Genomic DNA, 16,584 nt, shown 5'->3' on the forward strand with positions numbered 1-16,584 from the left:
CTCCTTCTACCAAGCGCCGCCGCACTATGCGTCGAGCGCCTTCTTCCCATAGAACACATCGCGGTCGATGCCGTCCTTCTCGCCCGCGGCGACCATCATGGCGCAGAACACGTCGGAGTCCACGTTCAGGATGGTGCGGATGGCGCCCACCGGGTACGTGAGCCCCGCAAAGATGCCGATGCTCGAGAGCGGAAGCCCCAGCTGGGGCACGATCATCGTGAGCGACACGATGTCCGCGCCCGGCGCCACCGCGTTCGCCAGCGACAGCAGCGTCGAGATGACGGTCAGGTACACGAAATCGAATCCACCGAACGACATGCCGTAGATCTGGGCGATCGTGATGGCCGTCACGGCGAGGTGGATGGATGCGCCGTTGGAGTTGAGCGGCATGCCGAGCGGCAGCACGAGGTCGGCGATGTCGTCGCGCACGCCGATCTTGTTCTTGGCGTCGTCCATCTCGACGGGCAGCGTCACCGCCGAGGAGATGGTCGCGATCGCCATGAACGACATGCGCCAGATGTGCCGGATGAGCACGATCGGGCTGAGCGCGCAGCGCACGCACACCACGACGATCCACAGCACGAGGAACGCGAACACCGTGCCGCCGAGCACGAGCAAGTACTTGAGGAGCGGGATGAGCACCTCGGGGCCGAGCTGGCCCACCATCGACGAGACGTAGCAGAAGATGCCGATGGGCGCGACGGTCATGACGCCGCGGATCACGATGAGCAGCAGCTCGCCGAGATGCTTCGTCACGTCGAGCACGGGGCAGGGCTCGCCCTCGTGCGTGGTGCGCCAGAAGCTGATGGCCAGGCCGAGCGCGATGGAGAACACGATGCAGGGCACCATGGCGCCCGCCGCCATGGACGAGACGATGTTGCTGCTGAAGAAGTTGGTGAGCGTGTCCTGGACGGTCACGGCCGTGGTCCCGGTGGCGTCGTAGGCGGCCTCCTGGACGAGGGCGGTCCCCGCAAGGCCGGCGCCCGGCTGGAAGATCGTCGCCGCCGCGACGCCGCAGGCCGAGGCCAGGACCGACGAGCCCGCGAACCAGGCGATGCCCTTGAGCCCGATGCCCGAGAGGTCGCGCGCCGTGAGCCCGCCCACGGCCTCGATGATGGTGCACATCACGAAGGGCACGATGCCCATCTGCACCAGGCGGAAGAAGATGTCGCCGATGAACTGGATCTGGGCGAGCGGCTTGCCGCCGATGGCGCCGACGATATAGCCTGCCACCATCGCGATCACGATGGCGAGCGTCGCGTTGTACGTGAACTTACGGGTGCGTAGCGTACCTTCATTGCTCATGATTGATCACTGATTCCCCCGGGGAAACCACTCTTCCCCTCGTAGGTGGATGAGACACACCCCGCGCGGCGGGGCGGCTGCGGCCCGTGGGCGCGCAGCACAAGGCTTTTAGGTCCGAGTGGGGACCCGCCTGAGAGCGAACTGGTTGCGAGCGCGAGCTCGCGATATGAGGGGAGCCGCCGCCCAAGAGGAGACAGATGGTTGCAAGCGGCGGCTCCCGAAGGGAGATGCTACGGCGACGGGCGCACGGCCCGCGCCATGCGGTTAGACAGCTTCCTGGTATTGCTTCTTACCGTCGAAGATGTCGTGGTCGATGCCGTTGGGGCCTGCGACGAGCATGGCCGCGAACACGTCACCGCACACGTTGAGCGGGGTGCGGGAGGCGCCGGTGGGATACTCGAGGCCGCCGAAGATGCCGATGGCGGACATGGGCAGGCCGAGCGCCGGGACCATCATGGTGAGGGACACGAGCGAGGCGCCCGGGGTGGCGGCGTTCACGAACGAGATCATGGTGCAGATGACCCACACGGTGAGCAGCTCGTTCATGCCGAAGTGCACGCCGAACATCTGGGAGATGCACAGGGCGTCGACGGTCATGTGGATGGCCACGCCGTTGGAGTTGAGCGGCATGCCGAGCGGCAGGAGCACGTCCACGACGTCCTCGCGGATGCCGATCTTGCCCTTGGCGTCCTCCATGGCGGTGGGCAGCGTCACCGCAGAGGAGATGGTGGTGAAGGCGGTCACGAACGTGCGGGCGAGCTTGGCGGCGAGCTTGAAGGGGCTCACGCGGCAGTACGCGCCGCACACGATGAAGTACGCCACGAACATGATGACCATGCCGAGGATCATGACGCCGAAGTACTTGGCCAGCGGCACGAGCACGGGGATGCCGAGGGTGCCCACCATGGCGGAAACGTAGCAGAAGATGCCGATGGGCGCGATCTGCATGACGCCGCGGATGATGTTGAGCAGCAGCTCGGAGACCTCGCAGCACACGTCGTAGACGAGGCACTCACCGTTGTGGCTGTGGCGCCAGTAGCTGATGACCAGGCCGAACGCCACGGCGAAGATGATGATCTGGATCATGGTGCCGTTGGCGAGCGAGTTCATGATGTTCGTGCCGAAGAAGCCCTTGATGGTCTCGGTGATGCTCATCATGGCCGTGGCCTCGCCCTCGTAGGTGGCGTTCGCCACGATCGAGGAGCCCTCGAGGCCGGCGCCCGGCTGGAGCAGCACGCCGAGCGAGATGCCCAGCGCGGCGGCGAGGCCGGTGGTCACCATGAAGACGACGAGGCCCTTGAGGCCGATGCCCGTGAGCATCTGCGGCGTGAGGCCGCCCACCGACTTCACCACGGTGCACAGCACGAAGACCGGGATGCACATCTGGATGAGCGCGAAGAAGATGTCGCCGATGAACTGGATGTTCGACATCACGGGGCCGGCGATGAGGCCGACGATGACGGCGAGCACCATCGAGACGAGCAGCAGGATGGTAATATCCGGCCCCTTCTTCTTTGTTACTTCAGCAGTTGCCATGTGCCCTTTTCCTTTCTGTGTTCTGGGACATTACATAAGGCAGCAGAATGCCGCCGCGAACCCGAAGAGCCCGTCCGCGCCCGAGGTGTGGCCGACCTCGAGCACGCGGGAAAGCCGGGTGGGCAGCATCGCCACCTCATGGCTTCGCAGGGTCTCGCAGAGCTCGAGGTAGTCCGCGTTGGCATACCCCTCGCATATCGCCGCGAGGTAGGCCTCCGAGACCGCCGTGGTCTTCCCCCGACCGAGCACCGCGGCGGCCACGTCGTCGAAGAAGCGCTGCGCGAGCGGGTCCACCCCGTAGAGGAAGCGCAGGCCGCAGCCGAAGCCGCAGAGCACGTCGTCCCCCGAGGGCGTGAGGCCGAGCCCCCGTCCCACGAGGTAGCCCACGGCCCCGCTCATGGCGCGGCTCGCCGCCTCGACGCGCACGGGGTTCTCGTAGCCCAGCGCGTGGGCGAGGCACATCGAGGAGAACCGGGCGAGGCTCATGAGCGCCGTGTGCGAGCGCTCCTCCCCCTCCCAGGGCAGCCCGATGCGCTCCGCCAGGTGCAGGCTGTCGAGCGCGCGGTAGAGCTCGGCGTCGAGGCCCATGCCCTCCGCCGCGAGCGCGTGCGGGACGCGCATGCCGCGCCGCGGCGCGTGCGCGAGGTCGAACGCGAGCGTGCGGGCGCGGCCGTGCACCACGAGGCTCCGGCCGTCCCACTCCGCGGGATCGCCCGCCTCGATCGCGCGCACGGCAAGCGAAGCCTCCCCCGCCGCGACCGTGGCGCCCAGGCACGAGAGCGGCGCGTCCTCGGAGCCGATATGGATCAGCTCGCCCGCGAGCTCCACGTTGAAGCTTGTGGCAAAGACGCTGTGCACGCTCCCCTGGGCGCGCTCGCCCAGGAGCTTGAGCGCATAGTCGCTGACGGAGGAGACGTTCATGCGGTCACGCCCCGCTTCCTACTCGATGCCGAGCTTGGCGCAGTAGGCCTCGAGCGCCTGCTCGAAGCAGGCGAGCGGTGCGCGGACGGTGCCGGCGCCCACCTGGCCCACGCCGGCGTTCTTGTGCGCGATGCCGGTGTTGATGAGCGGGGTGATGCCCGTGGCGACGACCTTGCGGATGTCGATGCCCAGGCACGTACCCTTGAAGTCCCACGTGGGGATGGACCAGTTGGGGTTGTGCTCGACGCAGATCTTCTCCATCTCATTGGAGATGTTGAGCGCGTCCTCGAAGCCGCCGGCGCCCACGAAGCGGGTCACGCCGGGCGCGGCCACCATGGCCATGCCGCCCACGCCCACGGTCTCGCAGATCGCGGAGTCGCCGTTGTCCGGGCAGCCGTCCTCGGCGGTGAAGCCGGTGAAGTACAGGCCGATGGGCGTGTTCACGGGCGCGCAGAACCACTGGTCGCCGAGGCCCGTGACGCGCACGCCGAACTCGTAGCCGTTGCGAGTCATGGTGGAGACCACGCAGCCCTCCTCGTCCTTGCGCACGTAGTCCACGATGGACTTGCCCATGGCCATCATGATGTTCAGGAAGAACTGGTCGGTGTCGGCGAGGAACTGGATCACGCGCTCCTTGGCGTCCTCGGGCACGTCGGTCTTCACGATGAGCGGCGCGACCTCCTTCAGGAAGTTGAGCGTCGCGGCCATGTTGCGCTGGTGGAACTCGTCGCCCTGGGTGATGGCGCGCGCGATGAGCACGTTGAGGTTGATGCCGCCGTCGGAGAGCTTGAGCGCCTTGGCGAGCACCGGGCCGAGCTCGTCGGCCATCCAGTGCAGGCGGTCGACGACCTCCTGGCTGTAGGCGCCGAAGCGCAGCACCTTGCCGATGCCCTCGTTCATGGTGCAGTAGGCGGTGGTGCCGTCGGCCTGGTTCACGACCTTGAGCACGGCCATGTTCGCCGAGGTGATGCCGCCCATGGGGCCCACGGCGTGGCAGTGGTGGCAGGGGATGAACTCGACCTCGCCGGCCTCGAGCATCTTGACGGCCTCTTCCTCCGTCTCAGCCCAGCCCTCGAAGAGCGCCGCGCCGATGCACGAGCCGCGCATGGGGCCCTGCATGTTCTCCCAGGTGATGGGCGGGCCGGCATGCAGGAGGGTCTTCTTCTCGCGGTTGAGCTCGGGGATGACGTCCTTGGCCACCACGACGTCCACGAGCTGCGGCTGGCTCTCCTTGAAGCGCTGGCAGATGCGCTCGTTGGCCTCGTCGATGCCCTCGACCTTGGCGAGCTCGGTGAGCAGGTGGATCATGCGCTTGTTACCGCCGGCCATGGGCTTCCAGGTGTACTGGACGCTCTCGGCGCCGTAGGCGCGCAGCGGGTCGTTGAAGCTCTCGACGCCCACGTTGATCACGCGCGGCTTGGTGGTGAGGAGCTCCATGACAGCCTCGCTCGGCTCGGGCAGGGGCGAGGTGTCCTTCACCTCGTACGGCACGACCTCGCGGTCCTCCTCGGTGAAGTGGACGCCCTTGAACTCGAGCGCGGCGCGCACGGCCATGGCGTTCGACGGCTCCATGATGGCGCCGGCGTCCTCGAGGATCTTGATGGAGCGCTCGTAGTCCTGCGGGTCGTGGCTCGTGCCCACGACGGTGCCCACGAACTGGATCGTGCGGCCCTCGGCGGCAGCCTTCGCCTTGCACTCGGCGATGACGGGCGCGAGCGCGGAGGCCATGTCGGGATGGCAGCCGTAGCCGAGCACGCAGTCGAACACGATGACGCCGGTGGTGTCCATGTCGCAGTAGTCGCGCATCATCTTGATGCGGACCTCCGGGTCGATCATGGGGTGCGGGCGGCCCTGGGTGTACACGTCGTCACCGAGGTCGATGACGTCGTAGCCGCCGTGGCGCAGCATGTAGCCGTCCTCCTTGATGATGGAGCCGAGGTTGAGCGCCTCGGTGATCATCATCGCGGCCTCGCCGGCAAGCGTGCCGCCGGAGTACAGGCCGGTGACGGTCTTGTCCTCGGGCAGCGGCTCGTCGCAGGTGAAGTCGAGCGGCTCGAGGTAGTTCTTCTTGACGGGGTTGCCGTTCGCGAGGTCGACGGCGATGCGCGCGGTCTCCTCGAGCGTGTGCGCGAGGTAGACCTTGCCCTGGTGCGCCTCGGGCTTCTCGCCGATGAAGATGGCGACGACGGGCTTGGTGCACTTCTCGAGCAAATCGACGACCTCGTCGCGGACCTCGGGCGCGGGCGGCTTCGAGATGACGCAGATGACGTCGGTGGGCTCATGGTTCTCGAGCGCCACGATGGCGTCCTTCACCGTCACGGCGCCGACCTTCTCGTTGAGGTCGCGGCCGCCGGTGCCGATGGCGTGCACGCAGCCGCCGCCCAGGCGGTCGATCATGCACGTGACCTCCTGGATGCCCGTGCCGGAGGCGCCCACGATGCCGATGTTGCCGGGGTTGATGACGTTCGTGAAGGCGATGGGCACGCTCGAGATGACGCCGGTGCCGCAGTCCGGGCCCATGAAGAGGAGACCCTTCTCGTGCGCCTTCTGCTTCAGGCGCACCTCGTCCTCGAGCGGCACGTTATCCGTGAAGGAGAAGACGTTGAGGCCCAGGTCGAGGGCGCGCTCGAGCTCGGGCGCGGCGTACTCGCCGGGGATGGAGAAGAGCGCCATGTTGGCGTCGGGGAGCTGCGCGATGGCCTCTTCCCAGCTCGTGGCCTCGGCGGGGCCGCCGGCGGCCTCCTTCTTCACCGAGAGGTCCGCGAGGAAGGCCTCGGTCTCGGCGAGCACGGTGTCCAGGATGGCCGCGTCGTCGCTCTCCACGACGATGACCATGTCGGACGGGTTCGCGGCCGCGGCCTCGTCGGTGAGGAGGCCGGCCGCCTTGTAGATGTCCTTGTTGGCATCCGTGCCCATCATGATCTGGCTCTGGATGACGCCGTCGAGGGTGTTGATCTTGTTGGTGAGGAGCATCAAGTTGATGGAATCCTGGTAGGAATTCGGCTTGATTACCGTTTGCAGCATCGCGTTCCTCCTGTTCGTGCGTTGGATACAGACACGCCGCTGCGGGGCGCTCGTGCGGCGATCCCGGGACGCAGCCGCACCGTGCGATTGCCTCGAATTGAACCATTCCGTCGCCGGGGCTTGATGCGCTGGCAGGCTAGGATTTGTCGGAACACTTTGTCCAAACGGGAAATGAGCACGTCAACGGCGCCGATATACTTATTTATGTATCGAATGGATAACGAGACGGTATCCTCGCGGTAACCGGCCGGCATCTATCGCGTTTCGAGACGCGACGGCTCGCCGGGCGCCGCGTGCTCCCGCTAGGCTGGATACCGTTGTCCCGACCGCACGCGTGCATGACAGGAGGCCCCGGTGAACGTCAAGGAGATGCTCACGCTTCCCTCGTTCGCCGGCTCCGATGTCATAGCCGGCGAGGACTACCTCGATAACGAGATCTCGAGCGCCATGATCCTCGAGGGTGCCGACATCCAGAACTGGGGCAAGCGCGGCCAACTCATCATCTCGAGCTACTTCGCCCTCATGAACCTCGACGAGAACGGCCTGGGGAAGTTCTTCCGCACCATGAGCACCATCGGCATCGGCGCCTTCGCCATCAAGCCGGGCCGCGCCGTGGACGAGGTGCCGCACAAGATCGTGGAGCTCTGCGACGACTTCGACCTGCCGCTCATACGGCTCTCGCCCTCCGTGAAGTACGAGGCGATCCTCTCAGACGTGCTCGGGCACGTGCTCGATTCGAACCTCACGCTGCTCAACCGCTTCTACGAATCGCACCAGCACGTCATGGCGCTCGCGCTCAAGCAGCCGTCCATCCCCTACATCCTGAACACCATCAAGAACTCGCTGCACACCGAGGCCACCTACCTCGACGCCCGGCGCGACCGGCGCATCGGCACGGACGCCGCGCTCGCGGAGTTCACGGGTTACTCGTTCACGCGGCGCGACCCGAGCCCCTACCAGACGCACGCCTACTTCGACGCGAAGCTCCTGTATACCGAGGAGACCCGCGACGCGCTCGCCATCCGCATCCCCAGCTCGGACGGGGTGGACTACTACCTCATCATCCACGGCAGCGCCTCGCAGCTCTCGCTCGTCGACACCATGTTCGTCGAGAACATCGTGAGCCTTCTGCAGATCGAGATCCTGAAGCAGAACGCCGTGAAGCAGAAGCTGTTCTACCAGAACAACAACACGGTGCACGACCTGCTGCTGGGACGCTTCACCACGCGCGAGCGCATCGACAGCGCCCTCACGCTGCTCGGCGTCGACCGTTGCCCCTGCTACCAGCTGCTGCTCGTGCGCGCCATGCTCGAGGACCCGAGCGACACCGACCGCCAAGACGAGCTGCACCAGGCGATCCGCCGGCGGCTGCGCTCGGCCTACCCCGGCATCGTGTGGTACGTCAACGGCGACCGCCTCGTGATCCTGCACAACTTCCGCAGCGAGCTCTCGGGCATCGACGTGAACGAGGTGCAGCGCATCCTCGAGGACCTGCACGCCTCTTCCACGCTGCCGCTCTTCAAGCACTTCGCGGTGCTCTCGAGCACGGTGGACCGCTACAACCTCCCCGTGACCAACAACGAGATCATGAACGCCTACCGGTTCTTCGATGACTCGAGCTTCGAGAACGTGACGCTGCGCTTCGATGACCTGGGCATCTACAAGCTGCTGCTCGCGGCGGACGACCCCTCGCGCCTGAACGGCCTCATCGACCCGCGGCTGCAGCGGCTGCACGACGAGAACCCGGACCTCTTCCGCACCGCCGTGACGCTCTGCGAGCACAGCCTGAACTTCCACGAGACCGCCGAGGAGCTCTTCCTGCATCCCAAGACCGTGCGCTACCGCATCGACCGCGTCCGCGAGGTCTACGGCGTCGACGTGCGCAACTCCGACGATTTCCTGCAGGTGATCCTCGCGGACAAGATCATCGCGCTGAGCCGGAAGGGGTAGCCATGGCCACGGCCGCAGACGCCGCGAGCACGCTCGCGGACCTCGTCACCATCCACGAACCCGCCGCAGGGCGCGACCGCCATATCGCGGTCTTCTACCTGCACGGCGGCGGGCTCCTCTACGGCGAGCGCGACGACCTCCCCGCGCCGTACGTCCGCGCGATCACCGACGCAGGCTACACCCTCGTGTGCGCCGACTACCCGCTCTGCCCCGAGGCCGCGTTGCCCGAGGTGGTCGATGCGATCGCGCGCACCTGGTACGAGGCCGTGGGCAGGCGCGTCGAGGCGGGCGAGCTTACGGGGTACTTCCTCTTCGGCCGGTCCGCGGGGGCGTACCTCTCGCTCGTGCTCGCGCGCGAGCTGCGCCGGGGTGGGATTGAGCGCGGGACGGGCGACGACGGCGCCCCCAATGTCCGCGCGCTGCCGCAACCCCTCGGCATCCTCGACTTCTATGGGTATTACGACCTCACCGACCGCGCGTTTCGCGAGCCCGCGCGCGCCTATACCGCGCTGCCCGAGGTCACGCGCGCGACGGCGGAGGCCATGGTGCGGCCCGCGCCACTCACCTCGGGCCCGAAGCCACTGCGCTACAGCCTCTACGTGTACTCCCGTCAGCACGAGGGCGCCTGGCTCGAGCTCATGGGGCTCGACAGGAGCACGCCCGAGCGCACGGCGGAGGCCTGGTCGCTTTCCGCCGAGGACATCGCCCAGCTACCTCCGCTCTTCATCGCGGCGAGCACGGGCGACGAAGACGTGCCGCTTCGCGCCTCAAAGACCCTCGCGCGCACCGCGCCCCGAGCGACCATGAAGACGGTGTACTACCTGCCGCACGATTTCGACCGCGACCTCACCAACCCCGCTGGGATGGAAGCCTACCGCGCCGCCCTCTCCTGGATGGATGGGTTGGTTGGGGACGTGTTCCTTTCAACCCCTTTTTCTCAAACGCCTTAGATGGGTTGAAAGGAACACGTCCCCAACCAACCCATTCCCAAGGTGTTTAGGCCCCTCAAACCCAAAGTGAGCGAAACGAGCGTTTTATACGGGGGTAGCCAAGTAGCCGGCAAAACGGCAACCTCGTTACCTGGGCTTTTATTGGTACGCAACCCCTCGCTACTTCCGGGGGTGCCTATAAACCGCTCGTTTCGCGCCGTTTGGGTTTCCAGCGCCCGCAGAAGCGCGCTGCTGACGCGTGCCCTGCCGGGCAAATGCGCGATACGCGGCTAGATGGGCATCGTGATGCCCGGCGTCCGGAACTCCTCGAGCCGCTTGGCGTACGCCGCCAGGGCCTCGCTGCGGAAGGCGGCCTCGGAGCGACACCCCATACGTGCCATGAGGTATTCGGTAAACAGCGGGTTCAAGGGCAGCAGCGGACCGCATAGCCAGGTGGCGAAGAGGTTCTTGTACCTGAAGCCCTCGAGGCGGCTCTCCCGGTTCAGGCCGAAGCCCACCTCGGCCGTGCAGAACGGCTGCGCCCCGGCGAACGCCGCCGTGCCGCCACCGGTCCGCGCGCGGGTGAACTGAATCTTGTAGCCCACGATCTCGAGAGCGCCCTGAGCCGCGGCGCTCTCCTCGGCAGGCACCCGCGCGGATGCATCCTGCTCCCCCTCGAAGCGCCCGAGGAACACCTCCACGATGCGGTCGGAGAGATCCTGCGTGCAGGTGAAATCGAACAGCCGCAGCCCCGGCACCACATGGCCGTCGGCTATGGTGATTCCCTCGCCCAAGAGCTCTGCCGCGTTGCCCGTGAAGAGCATGGTGCAGCCGGCGTTCACGAGCTCGATGAGCCGATCGCGCAGCGGCATGAGCTTCGCTGCGACGAGCTCCTGCTCCTCCTCGGTCATGTAGCCCAGGTAGATAAAGTCGACGTCGCGCGTGGCGAACGCCGGCTCATCCGTGAAGCCGGTCTCGATGACCTCGGCCTCGGGCAGGCTTGCGCGCAGATACATCATGTTGCCGTTGTCGCCGCCCTGGTTGCAGAACTCAGGGAACAGGCTCTCGATCACCGGGCGCGCCATCACGCGGCCTCCTTACCCTCGATGAGCCGGGCGAGGTGGTTGCGACTCTCTTCGGCCACGTGCTCGTTATGGATGGCATGGGAGTAGTACACCGCGTCCACGTGCTGCCAGTCCACCACCTGGGCGGCCTCGATGCCGTCCTTCGCCCGGGCGATCTTGGCCGGATCGATGCCCGCGAGCAGCGCCCGCAGCATCATGTCCTCCGAGCGCACGCCGGTGATGACCACCTGTGCGATGCTCGGGTCGGCGAGATACTCGAAATCGGTCTCGTAGAACCAGCCGATGAACTCCGTCGATGTCGGGTCCTTCGCCATGTAGTAGTCTTCGAGCATGAGCACGACGGCCTTGCTGCCCGGCTCGCGGCGAATGTTGGCGAAGCCGCGGGAACACGCCATGCCGTTCTCGCCCTTCGACGCGATACGGACGAGCCGCTTGCCGCCGGCGACGACCTCGCTGTAGCGCGATGCCACGACGCCCACGCCCCCTTCGAGCGCCGACGCGATCTCCTGGGCGGAAAGACCCAGCTCGCGCGCCGCGGTGATGGCGGCGAGCAGGTTGTACAGATCGCTTACCGAGCCGGCGCTGAAGTGGTAGCGCGAGCTCGGCGTACCGGGCGCGGCGTTCTCGCGCACCGTGATAAGCTGCGCGTCTGGGTCCACGTCGACCGCCTCGTATGCCGCCGGAGGATTCTCGAGGCCGCAGGACGCGCACCGAACGCGCCCCACATGGCCCAGGTGACAGTAGTCGTAGACGAGACGGCCACCGCAGACGGGGCAGGCGTTGAGGTCGTTGACGATGCCCTCGGGCGCGCGGGTATCCCCCGGCAGCTCGTCGAGGGAGAAGTAAACGCGCCGCTCGCACTGGGGCGCCAGGCGACCGCTGATGAGGTCATCGGCGTTGAGCACGAGCTTCGACGCTGCGGGCAGGCTCTTGGAGAGGATGTCGGCCACATAGCCCACGTGCGCGTTGCGTGTGAAGGTGTCGCGGTAGAGGTTCGTGACCACGATGAGCTCGGGCGTGATATGGGAGAACACCTGCTTGGCGCAACGCTCGTCGAGCTCGAGCACGGCATGGTCGCGCCGTGCCCGGCCGCCGATCGTGGCGTCCTTGAACAGGGTGCTCGCGATGCCCGCCGTCACGTTGCCGCCCGCGCGGTTGATGAGCGGCTGCTTGCCGGAGGCGCCGAGCAGGTCCGCGATGAGGCTCGTCGTGGTGGTCTTGCCGTTCGTGCCCGTCACGAACACCGTATGCGCGGGCACGCCCACGTACGAGAGGAAATCGGGACAGAGGCGCAGCGCCACGACGCCGGGAAGCTGGCCGCCGGATCGATGCGCGACCTTCAGCGCGAACGCGGTCGCCTTGGACGCCCACAGGGCAACGTGGAACCGCAAGGGCTTGGACATCCGGCACTCCCTTCTTATACTCCACCGCCCGACGCGTAGCCAGGGGCGAGGGCGCAGTCCCCCAACGGGGAGCGCGCAGCGTATGCGAGGTTTTAGGATACGGCATACCCTCCCACGCCGAGCAATTTCCACGCTCTCAGCAAAAAGGTTTAATCACCCGGCCATCCTCGTCCGGCCGAATGGGTTGGTTGGGGACGTGTTCCAACCAACCCCTTTTTCAGAGCGTTGGGGTCCCTCAAGCCGCCTGGCGCCTCGGTATCGGGTGGCTATTTTCGCGCCGCAGATGGCCCGCGAACCCAAACTGCGCGAAACGAACGGTTTTTTGGCACCCCCTAAAGTAGCAAGGGGTTGCATGCCAGCAAAACCGCAGGTAGCGAGGTTGCCGTTTTCCCGGCTACTCGGCCACCCCCGCATAAACCGCTCGTTTCGCTCACTTTGGGAACCCGGAGCAAAAAGGGGTTGGTTGGAACACGTCCCCAACCAACCCATCGGCGCAAAAAGGGGTTGGTTGGAACACGTCCCCAAACAACCCATTAGCTGCGCAGGAGGCGGCGCGCCTCCAGCGCGGCGACGATCACCACGGGGATGAACGTGAGGCCGTCGGCGATGGGCAGCGCCCACCAGATGTAGTCGGCGCCGGCCGTCGCATGGATGAGCGCGATGAGCGGGACGGCGAACATCACGTAGCGCATAACGCCGAATACCACGGCGCGGGCGGTGCTTCCCACGCTCTCGAAGTACGCGCTTAGTATCTGGCTCGAGAAGCCGAGTGCGCAGAGCATGAGCACGATCCGCACGTGGCCCGCGCTCATCTCCGCGAGGCCGGGGCTGCCGCCCGAGAACACCAGGCAGAGTGCCGGCGCCGCCAGGGACGTGAGCGTGGACAGGATCCCGATGCTCACGACCTCGACCACCAGAGCGTCCACCATAAGCTGCGCGAGCCGCTTGCGATGCCCCGCCCCGCAGTTGTACGCCGCGATGGGCTGGAGCGCGTAGGCGAGCGCCATGCACACGATGTTCAGCGTGTACATGAAGTAGCTGTTGATGACCGCGAACGACGCGACGCCCTCCGAGTCGCCGCCCGCGCCGAGCGTGCCGTTCATGAACGCCACGTAGATCGCGCTCGAGATCTGCACGAGGAAGATGGGGCAGCCGTACGCGCACACCTCGCGCATGAGGCGCGGCTTCACGGCGATGTCGCTCAGCCTGATGGAGAACACGCCGCCCTCGTGAAGCGCGAGAAGGCCGCGGTCGCCCTTCTGGCCGGCGCCCCTCGCCTGGGCAGGGCGCTTGAGGAACGGGATGATCGCCAAAAACCACAGCCCCGTCGAGATGGCGTAGTACGCCGCCGCGCCCGCCACGCCGAGCTTGAACACGAAGACCGACACGACGAGCCACGTCGCCGCGACGACCGAGCCCGCCGTCTGGATCGCGCTCGCAAGCCCCGGGCGCTCGTCCTGGCGGAGCATCTGGCAGAGCATCTGCCCCGTGATGCAGAAGGGGTAGCCCACCATGAAGATGCGCACCGCGACGATCGTGTCGTCGAGGATGTCCGGCGTCGCCCCGATGTGCGGGACGATGACCGGCGTGAAGATGAAGAATACTGTGGCCACCGCGAGCGCCGTGAGGAACGTGAACCAGAAGCCCTGGCCGAACGCCCGCCGCGCGCCCTCGACGTCGCCCGCGCCGAGCAGCTTGCCGCACACCGTGGACACGCCCTGGCCGAACGAGCTGCCAAACGAAAGGTTCACGATCTCGAAGGTCATGACGATGCTCATGCAGGCGAGCCCATGCCCGCCGATACCGTTGCCCACCACGATGCCCTCGGACACGACCATGGCGATCTGCGCGATCACGCCCAGAAGCGACACGGAAGCGTAGCGCAAAAAGAGCGGGAGCACGGGCTTCGTGCCCAGGGAGCGCTCGAGCGCCGGGGTATCCTGCGGCATGGTCGACGTGGTCGTCGCGTTCACCGCGGTCGTCGCGGCGCGCTGCGCGCCATCCCCGGCCGTCGCGGCGCGCTGCGCGCCATCCCCGGCCTGCTCCCAAGTGTTCTGAGTCATCAGCTCGCCTTCCGGCTCACACAGGGCGGGACGCGTCCCCGAAGGGCGCACCCCATTACACTAAAGCGAAAAGTCTAGCGCATCTCGGACACGACCCCGCCAAACGCACCGCGTATACACAGGATGACACCATCGCGACAACAACGAGGGTCGCCACGGCAAATGCGACGACCCTCGATCTCGCCCAGTGCAACCCGCACGGCGCGCCGGCGGCCCCTACACGTGCATGCCGACGCCGGGGATGCGGAACTCCGTGAGCCGGCGCTCGTAGGACGCACGCGACGCCTCCTCGAAGGCCGGGCGCACCTCCTCGCCGGTCACGAGGCGCAGCAACCACGCCGTGAAATCCGGGTTGAGCGGAAGCAGGGGCCCGAGCATCCACGTGACCATGAGGTTCTTCATGCGGAAGCCCTCGAGCTTCGTGCCCTCGTTCAGGCCGAACCCGACCTCGTTCTTGCAGAAATAGTCCCGGCTGTTGTCGCCGCGCACCTGCGTGAACTGGATCTTGTAGCCCACGAGCTCGATGGGCGCGCTGCCGTCGCCGGGATCGAACACGCCGAGGTTCACGTCGCGGAAGCGCTGCGGCTCCCGGCGCTCCACCGTCGCGTCGAGGATGCCCAGCCCCTCGACGACCGAGCCGTCGGGGTTCGCGATGGAGCGCGCGAGCACCTCGCCCGCGATGCCCGTGAAGAGCACAGGCGTGCCCGCGTCGACGAGCTCCTGAAGGCGCGCCCTGTGCGGCATGAGCGCCTTGATGGCGTTTTCCTGCTGCATCTCGGGCATGCTGTTCATCATGATGAGCGACGGCTCATGGTCCACGAAGTACGGCATATCGCCGTAGGACGTCTCGATGAACGTCGCCTCGGGTAGGCTCTCGCGCAGGATCATCGCGTTGCCGTTGTCGCCGCCCTGGTTGCCGTATTCCGGAAACAGGATCTCGATCGCCGTGTTATCGCGCATCGCGCACCTCCTGGATCCGGTCGATCAGCTTGTCCGCCGTCTCATGCGCGATCTCGACATCGGTCACGCAGTGCGCGATGTACGCGCCGTCCACATGTTCGATGTCGATGGCGTCGGCGATCTTCGAGGCATCGTCCACGATCTCGATGATGCCCGGGTCGATGCCGGCCATGAGCAGGCGGAGCTTGATGTCGTCCGCCGTACAGCCGTAGAGCACGATCTGCTTGATGTCCGGGTCGTTGAGGTACTCGAAGTCCGCCTGCCAGTACCAGCCGGTGTACTCCGTGTCCTCGGGAACCTCGGCCATGTGCGCATCCGAGATGACGATGAACACCGCCTTGGTGCCCGGCTCCTTGCGAATCGTATCGAACGCCACGGAGTTCGCCGTCGCGTTCTCGCCCTTCGCCGCGATGGTCACGATGCGCTTGCCGCCCGCCGTGCGCTCCACGAAGCGCTCCGAGGGCAGGCTCACGCGGCCGAGCGACGCCGCGATCTGCTCGGGCGAGAGCCCCAGCTCGCGGGCCGTCACGACGACGGTGAGCAGGTTGTAGATGTTCGCGACGGAGTACAGGCTGAAGGGGTAGCGGTACTCCGGCGCGCCCTCCGCGCGGCGCTCCTGCACGGTGAACGTCTTCGCCTCGTGGTCGATGGCCGTCACCACGTAGTCGGCCTCGGGGTTCGTGAAGCCGCAGCGCGTGCAGCGCGCGTGGCCCAGGTGGCGCAGGTGGCACCAGTCGTACTCGAGCTTGCCGCCGCACTCGGGGCAGGCCGTGAGGTCGCAGACGATCCCCTGCGGCCCCGGCGTGTCCTCCGGCAGGTGGGCGATCGAGAAATAGACGCGGTCGTTTGCCTGCGGTGCGATGCGGCAGCTGATGAGGTCGTCGGCGTTGAGCACGAGCTTGGACGAGGCCGGGGTGTACTTCGTCATGATGTCGAAGACGTAGGCCGGGTCGGCGCTGCGCGTGAACGTGTCGCCGTAGAGGTTCGTCACCACCGAGATGTCCGGCGTCACGTACGGCATGACCGTGCGGTACGACACCTCGTCGAGTTCCATGACCGCGAACGGGACGCGCTGCTTGCCGGTGAGCGTGGCGTTCTTGAGCAGCGTGGTCTCGACGCCGTTCACGATGTTCGCGCCCGAGCGGTTCGACACGTGCTGGATGCCGTTGTCGAGCAGGATATCCGAGAGCACGTTCGTCGTGGTGGTCTTGCCGTTCGTGCCGGACAGGAAGACCACGCGCTCAGGCTTCTCGATATCGTCGAGGAACATCGGGTCGATGGCATGGGCCACCACGCCCGGGAGCTGGCCGCCGGTGCGGCCCGCGACCTTCAGCGCGAGCGCGGCGGCCTTCGAGGCCCACAGGGCCGGGTAGAAGCGCATTCGGCTCATGCGCACATCCTTTCCAAT

General features: G+C 66.5%; 11 protein-coding genes. 2 read left to right on the forward strand and 9 right to left on the reverse strand.

Features of this window, described 5'->3' with window-relative positions; genetic code table 11:
- Positions 1-24: 24 nt before the first annotated feature.
- From B5G02_RS05835 to fdrA, 4 genes are all read right to left on the reverse strand, one after another.
- Entirely contained in the window at positions 25-1,305 is a 1,281-nt protein-coding gene (locus tag B5G02_RS05835) for a dicarboxylate/amino acid:cation symporter (RefSeq protein ID WP_019239422.1), read from the reverse strand.
- A 264-nt stretch (positions 1,306-1,569) separates the two neighbouring features.
- Complete coding sequence (locus B5G02_RS05840) at positions 1,570-2,841, reverse strand: dicarboxylate/amino acid:cation symporter (RefSeq protein WP_019239423.1); 1,272 nt, start codon at positions 2,839-2,841, stop codon at positions 1,570-1,572.
- A gap of 30 nt (positions 2,842-2,871) precedes the next feature.
- A complete protein-coding gene (locus B5G02_RS05845; protein WP_094335543.1) occupies positions 2,872-3,762 on the reverse strand; it encodes a DUF2877 domain-containing protein in 891 nt (296 codons plus the stop codon).
- A gap of 18 nt (positions 3,763-3,780) precedes the next feature.
- Positions 3,781-6,786, reverse strand: coding sequence for a DUF1116 domain-containing protein (fdrA, locus tag B5G02_RS05850; RefSeq protein ID WP_094335544.1), 3,006 nt, complete (start codon positions 6,784-6,786; stop codon positions 3,781-3,783).
- A gap of 354 nt (positions 6,787-7,140) precedes the next feature.
- Between fdrA and B5G02_RS05855 the strand changes: the two genes are divergently transcribed.
- On the forward strand, positions 7,141-8,736 hold the full coding sequence (locus tag B5G02_RS05855) for a PucR family transcriptional regulator (protein ID WP_094335545.1): 1,596 nt from the start codon (positions 7,141-7,143) through the stop codon (positions 8,734-8,736).
- 2 nt (positions 8,737-8,738) lie between these two features.
- Complete coding sequence (locus B5G02_RS05860) at positions 8,739-9,686, forward strand: alpha/beta hydrolase (RefSeq protein ID WP_094335546.1); 948 nt, start codon at positions 8,739-8,741, stop codon at positions 9,684-9,686.
- 269 nt (positions 9,687-9,955) lie between these two features.
- Here the strand turns inward: B5G02_RS05860 and B5G02_RS05865 are convergent, their stop codons facing one another.
- The 5 genes from B5G02_RS05865 to B5G02_RS05885 all read right to left on the reverse strand — a co-directional run bounded on the left by B5G02_RS05865 (position 9,956) and on the right by B5G02_RS05885 (position 16,566).
- Positions 9,956-10,750: a hypothetical protein gene (locus B5G02_RS05865; RefSeq protein WP_241146178.1), complete on the reverse strand. Its 795-nt coding sequence runs from the start codon at positions 10,748-10,750 to the stop codon at positions 9,956-9,958.
- On the reverse strand, positions 10,750-12,153 hold the full coding sequence (locus B5G02_RS05870; protein WP_094335548.1) for a MurT ligase domain-containing protein: 1,404 nt from the start codon (positions 12,151-12,153) through the stop codon (positions 10,750-10,752). The genes B5G02_RS05865 and B5G02_RS05870 overlap by 1 nt, the downstream gene beginning before the upstream one ends.
- Positions 12,154-12,686: 533 nt before the next feature.
- Positions 12,687-14,216: an MATE family efflux transporter gene (locus B5G02_RS05875; protein WP_094335549.1), complete on the reverse strand. Its 1,530-nt coding sequence runs from the start codon at positions 14,214-14,216 to the stop codon at positions 12,687-12,689.
- Between the two features lie 216 nt (positions 14,217-14,432).
- Positions 14,433-15,176 (reverse strand): glutamine amidotransferase, encoded by a 744-nt coding sequence (locus tag B5G02_RS05880; protein WP_094335550.1) that lies wholly within the window; start codon positions 15,174-15,176, stop codon positions 14,433-14,435.
- Entirely contained in the window at positions 15,166-16,566 is a 1,401-nt protein-coding gene (locus B5G02_RS05885) for a Mur ligase family protein (RefSeq protein ID WP_094335551.1), read from the reverse strand. The genes B5G02_RS05880 and B5G02_RS05885 overlap by 11 nt, the downstream gene beginning before the upstream one ends.
- Between the last annotated feature and the right edge of the window lie 18 nt (positions 16,567-16,584).

The organism is [Collinsella] massiliensis (assembly GCF_002161605.1).
GTDB lineage: Bacteria > Actinomycetota > Coriobacteriia > Coriobacteriales > Coriobacteriaceae > Enorma.

Coding starts and splice junctions, on each gene's coding strand:
- B5G02_RS05835 (WP_019239422.1), bottom strand. CDS start 1,305: ATGAGCAATGAAGGTACGCTACGCACCCGTAAGTTCACGTACAACGCG.
- B5G02_RS05840 (WP_019239423.1), bottom strand. CDS start 2,841: ATGGCAACTGCTGAAGTAACAAAGAAGAAGGGGCCGGATATTACCATC.
- B5G02_RS05845 (WP_094335543.1), bottom strand. CDS start 3,762: ATGAACGTCTCCTCCGTCAGCGACTATGCGCTCAAGCTCCTGGGCGAG.
- fdrA (WP_094335544.1), bottom strand. CDS start 6,786: ATGCTGCAAACGGTAATCAAGCCGAATTCCTACCAGGATTCCATCAAC.
- B5G02_RS05860 (WP_094335546.1), top strand. CDS start 8,739: ATGGCCACGGCCGCAGACGCCGCGAGCACGCTCGCGGACCTCGTCACC.
- B5G02_RS05865 (WP_241146178.1), bottom strand. CDS start 10,750: ATGGCGCGCCCGGTGATCGAGAGCCTGTTCCCTGAGTTCTGCAACCAG.
- B5G02_RS05870 (WP_094335548.1), bottom strand. CDS start 12,153: ATGTCCAAGCCCTTGCGGTTCCACGTTGCCCTGTGGGCGTCCAAGGCG.
- B5G02_RS05875 (WP_094335549.1), bottom strand. CDS start 14,216: ATGACTCAGAACACTTGGGAGCAGGCCGGGGATGGCGCGCAGCGCGCC.
- B5G02_RS05880 (WP_094335550.1), bottom strand. CDS start 15,176: ATGCGCGATAACACGGCGATCGAGATCCTGTTTCCGGAATACGGCAAC.
- B5G02_RS05885 (WP_094335551.1), bottom strand. CDS start 16,566: ATGAGCCGAATGCGCTTCTACCCGGCCCTGTGGGCCTCGAAGGCCGCC.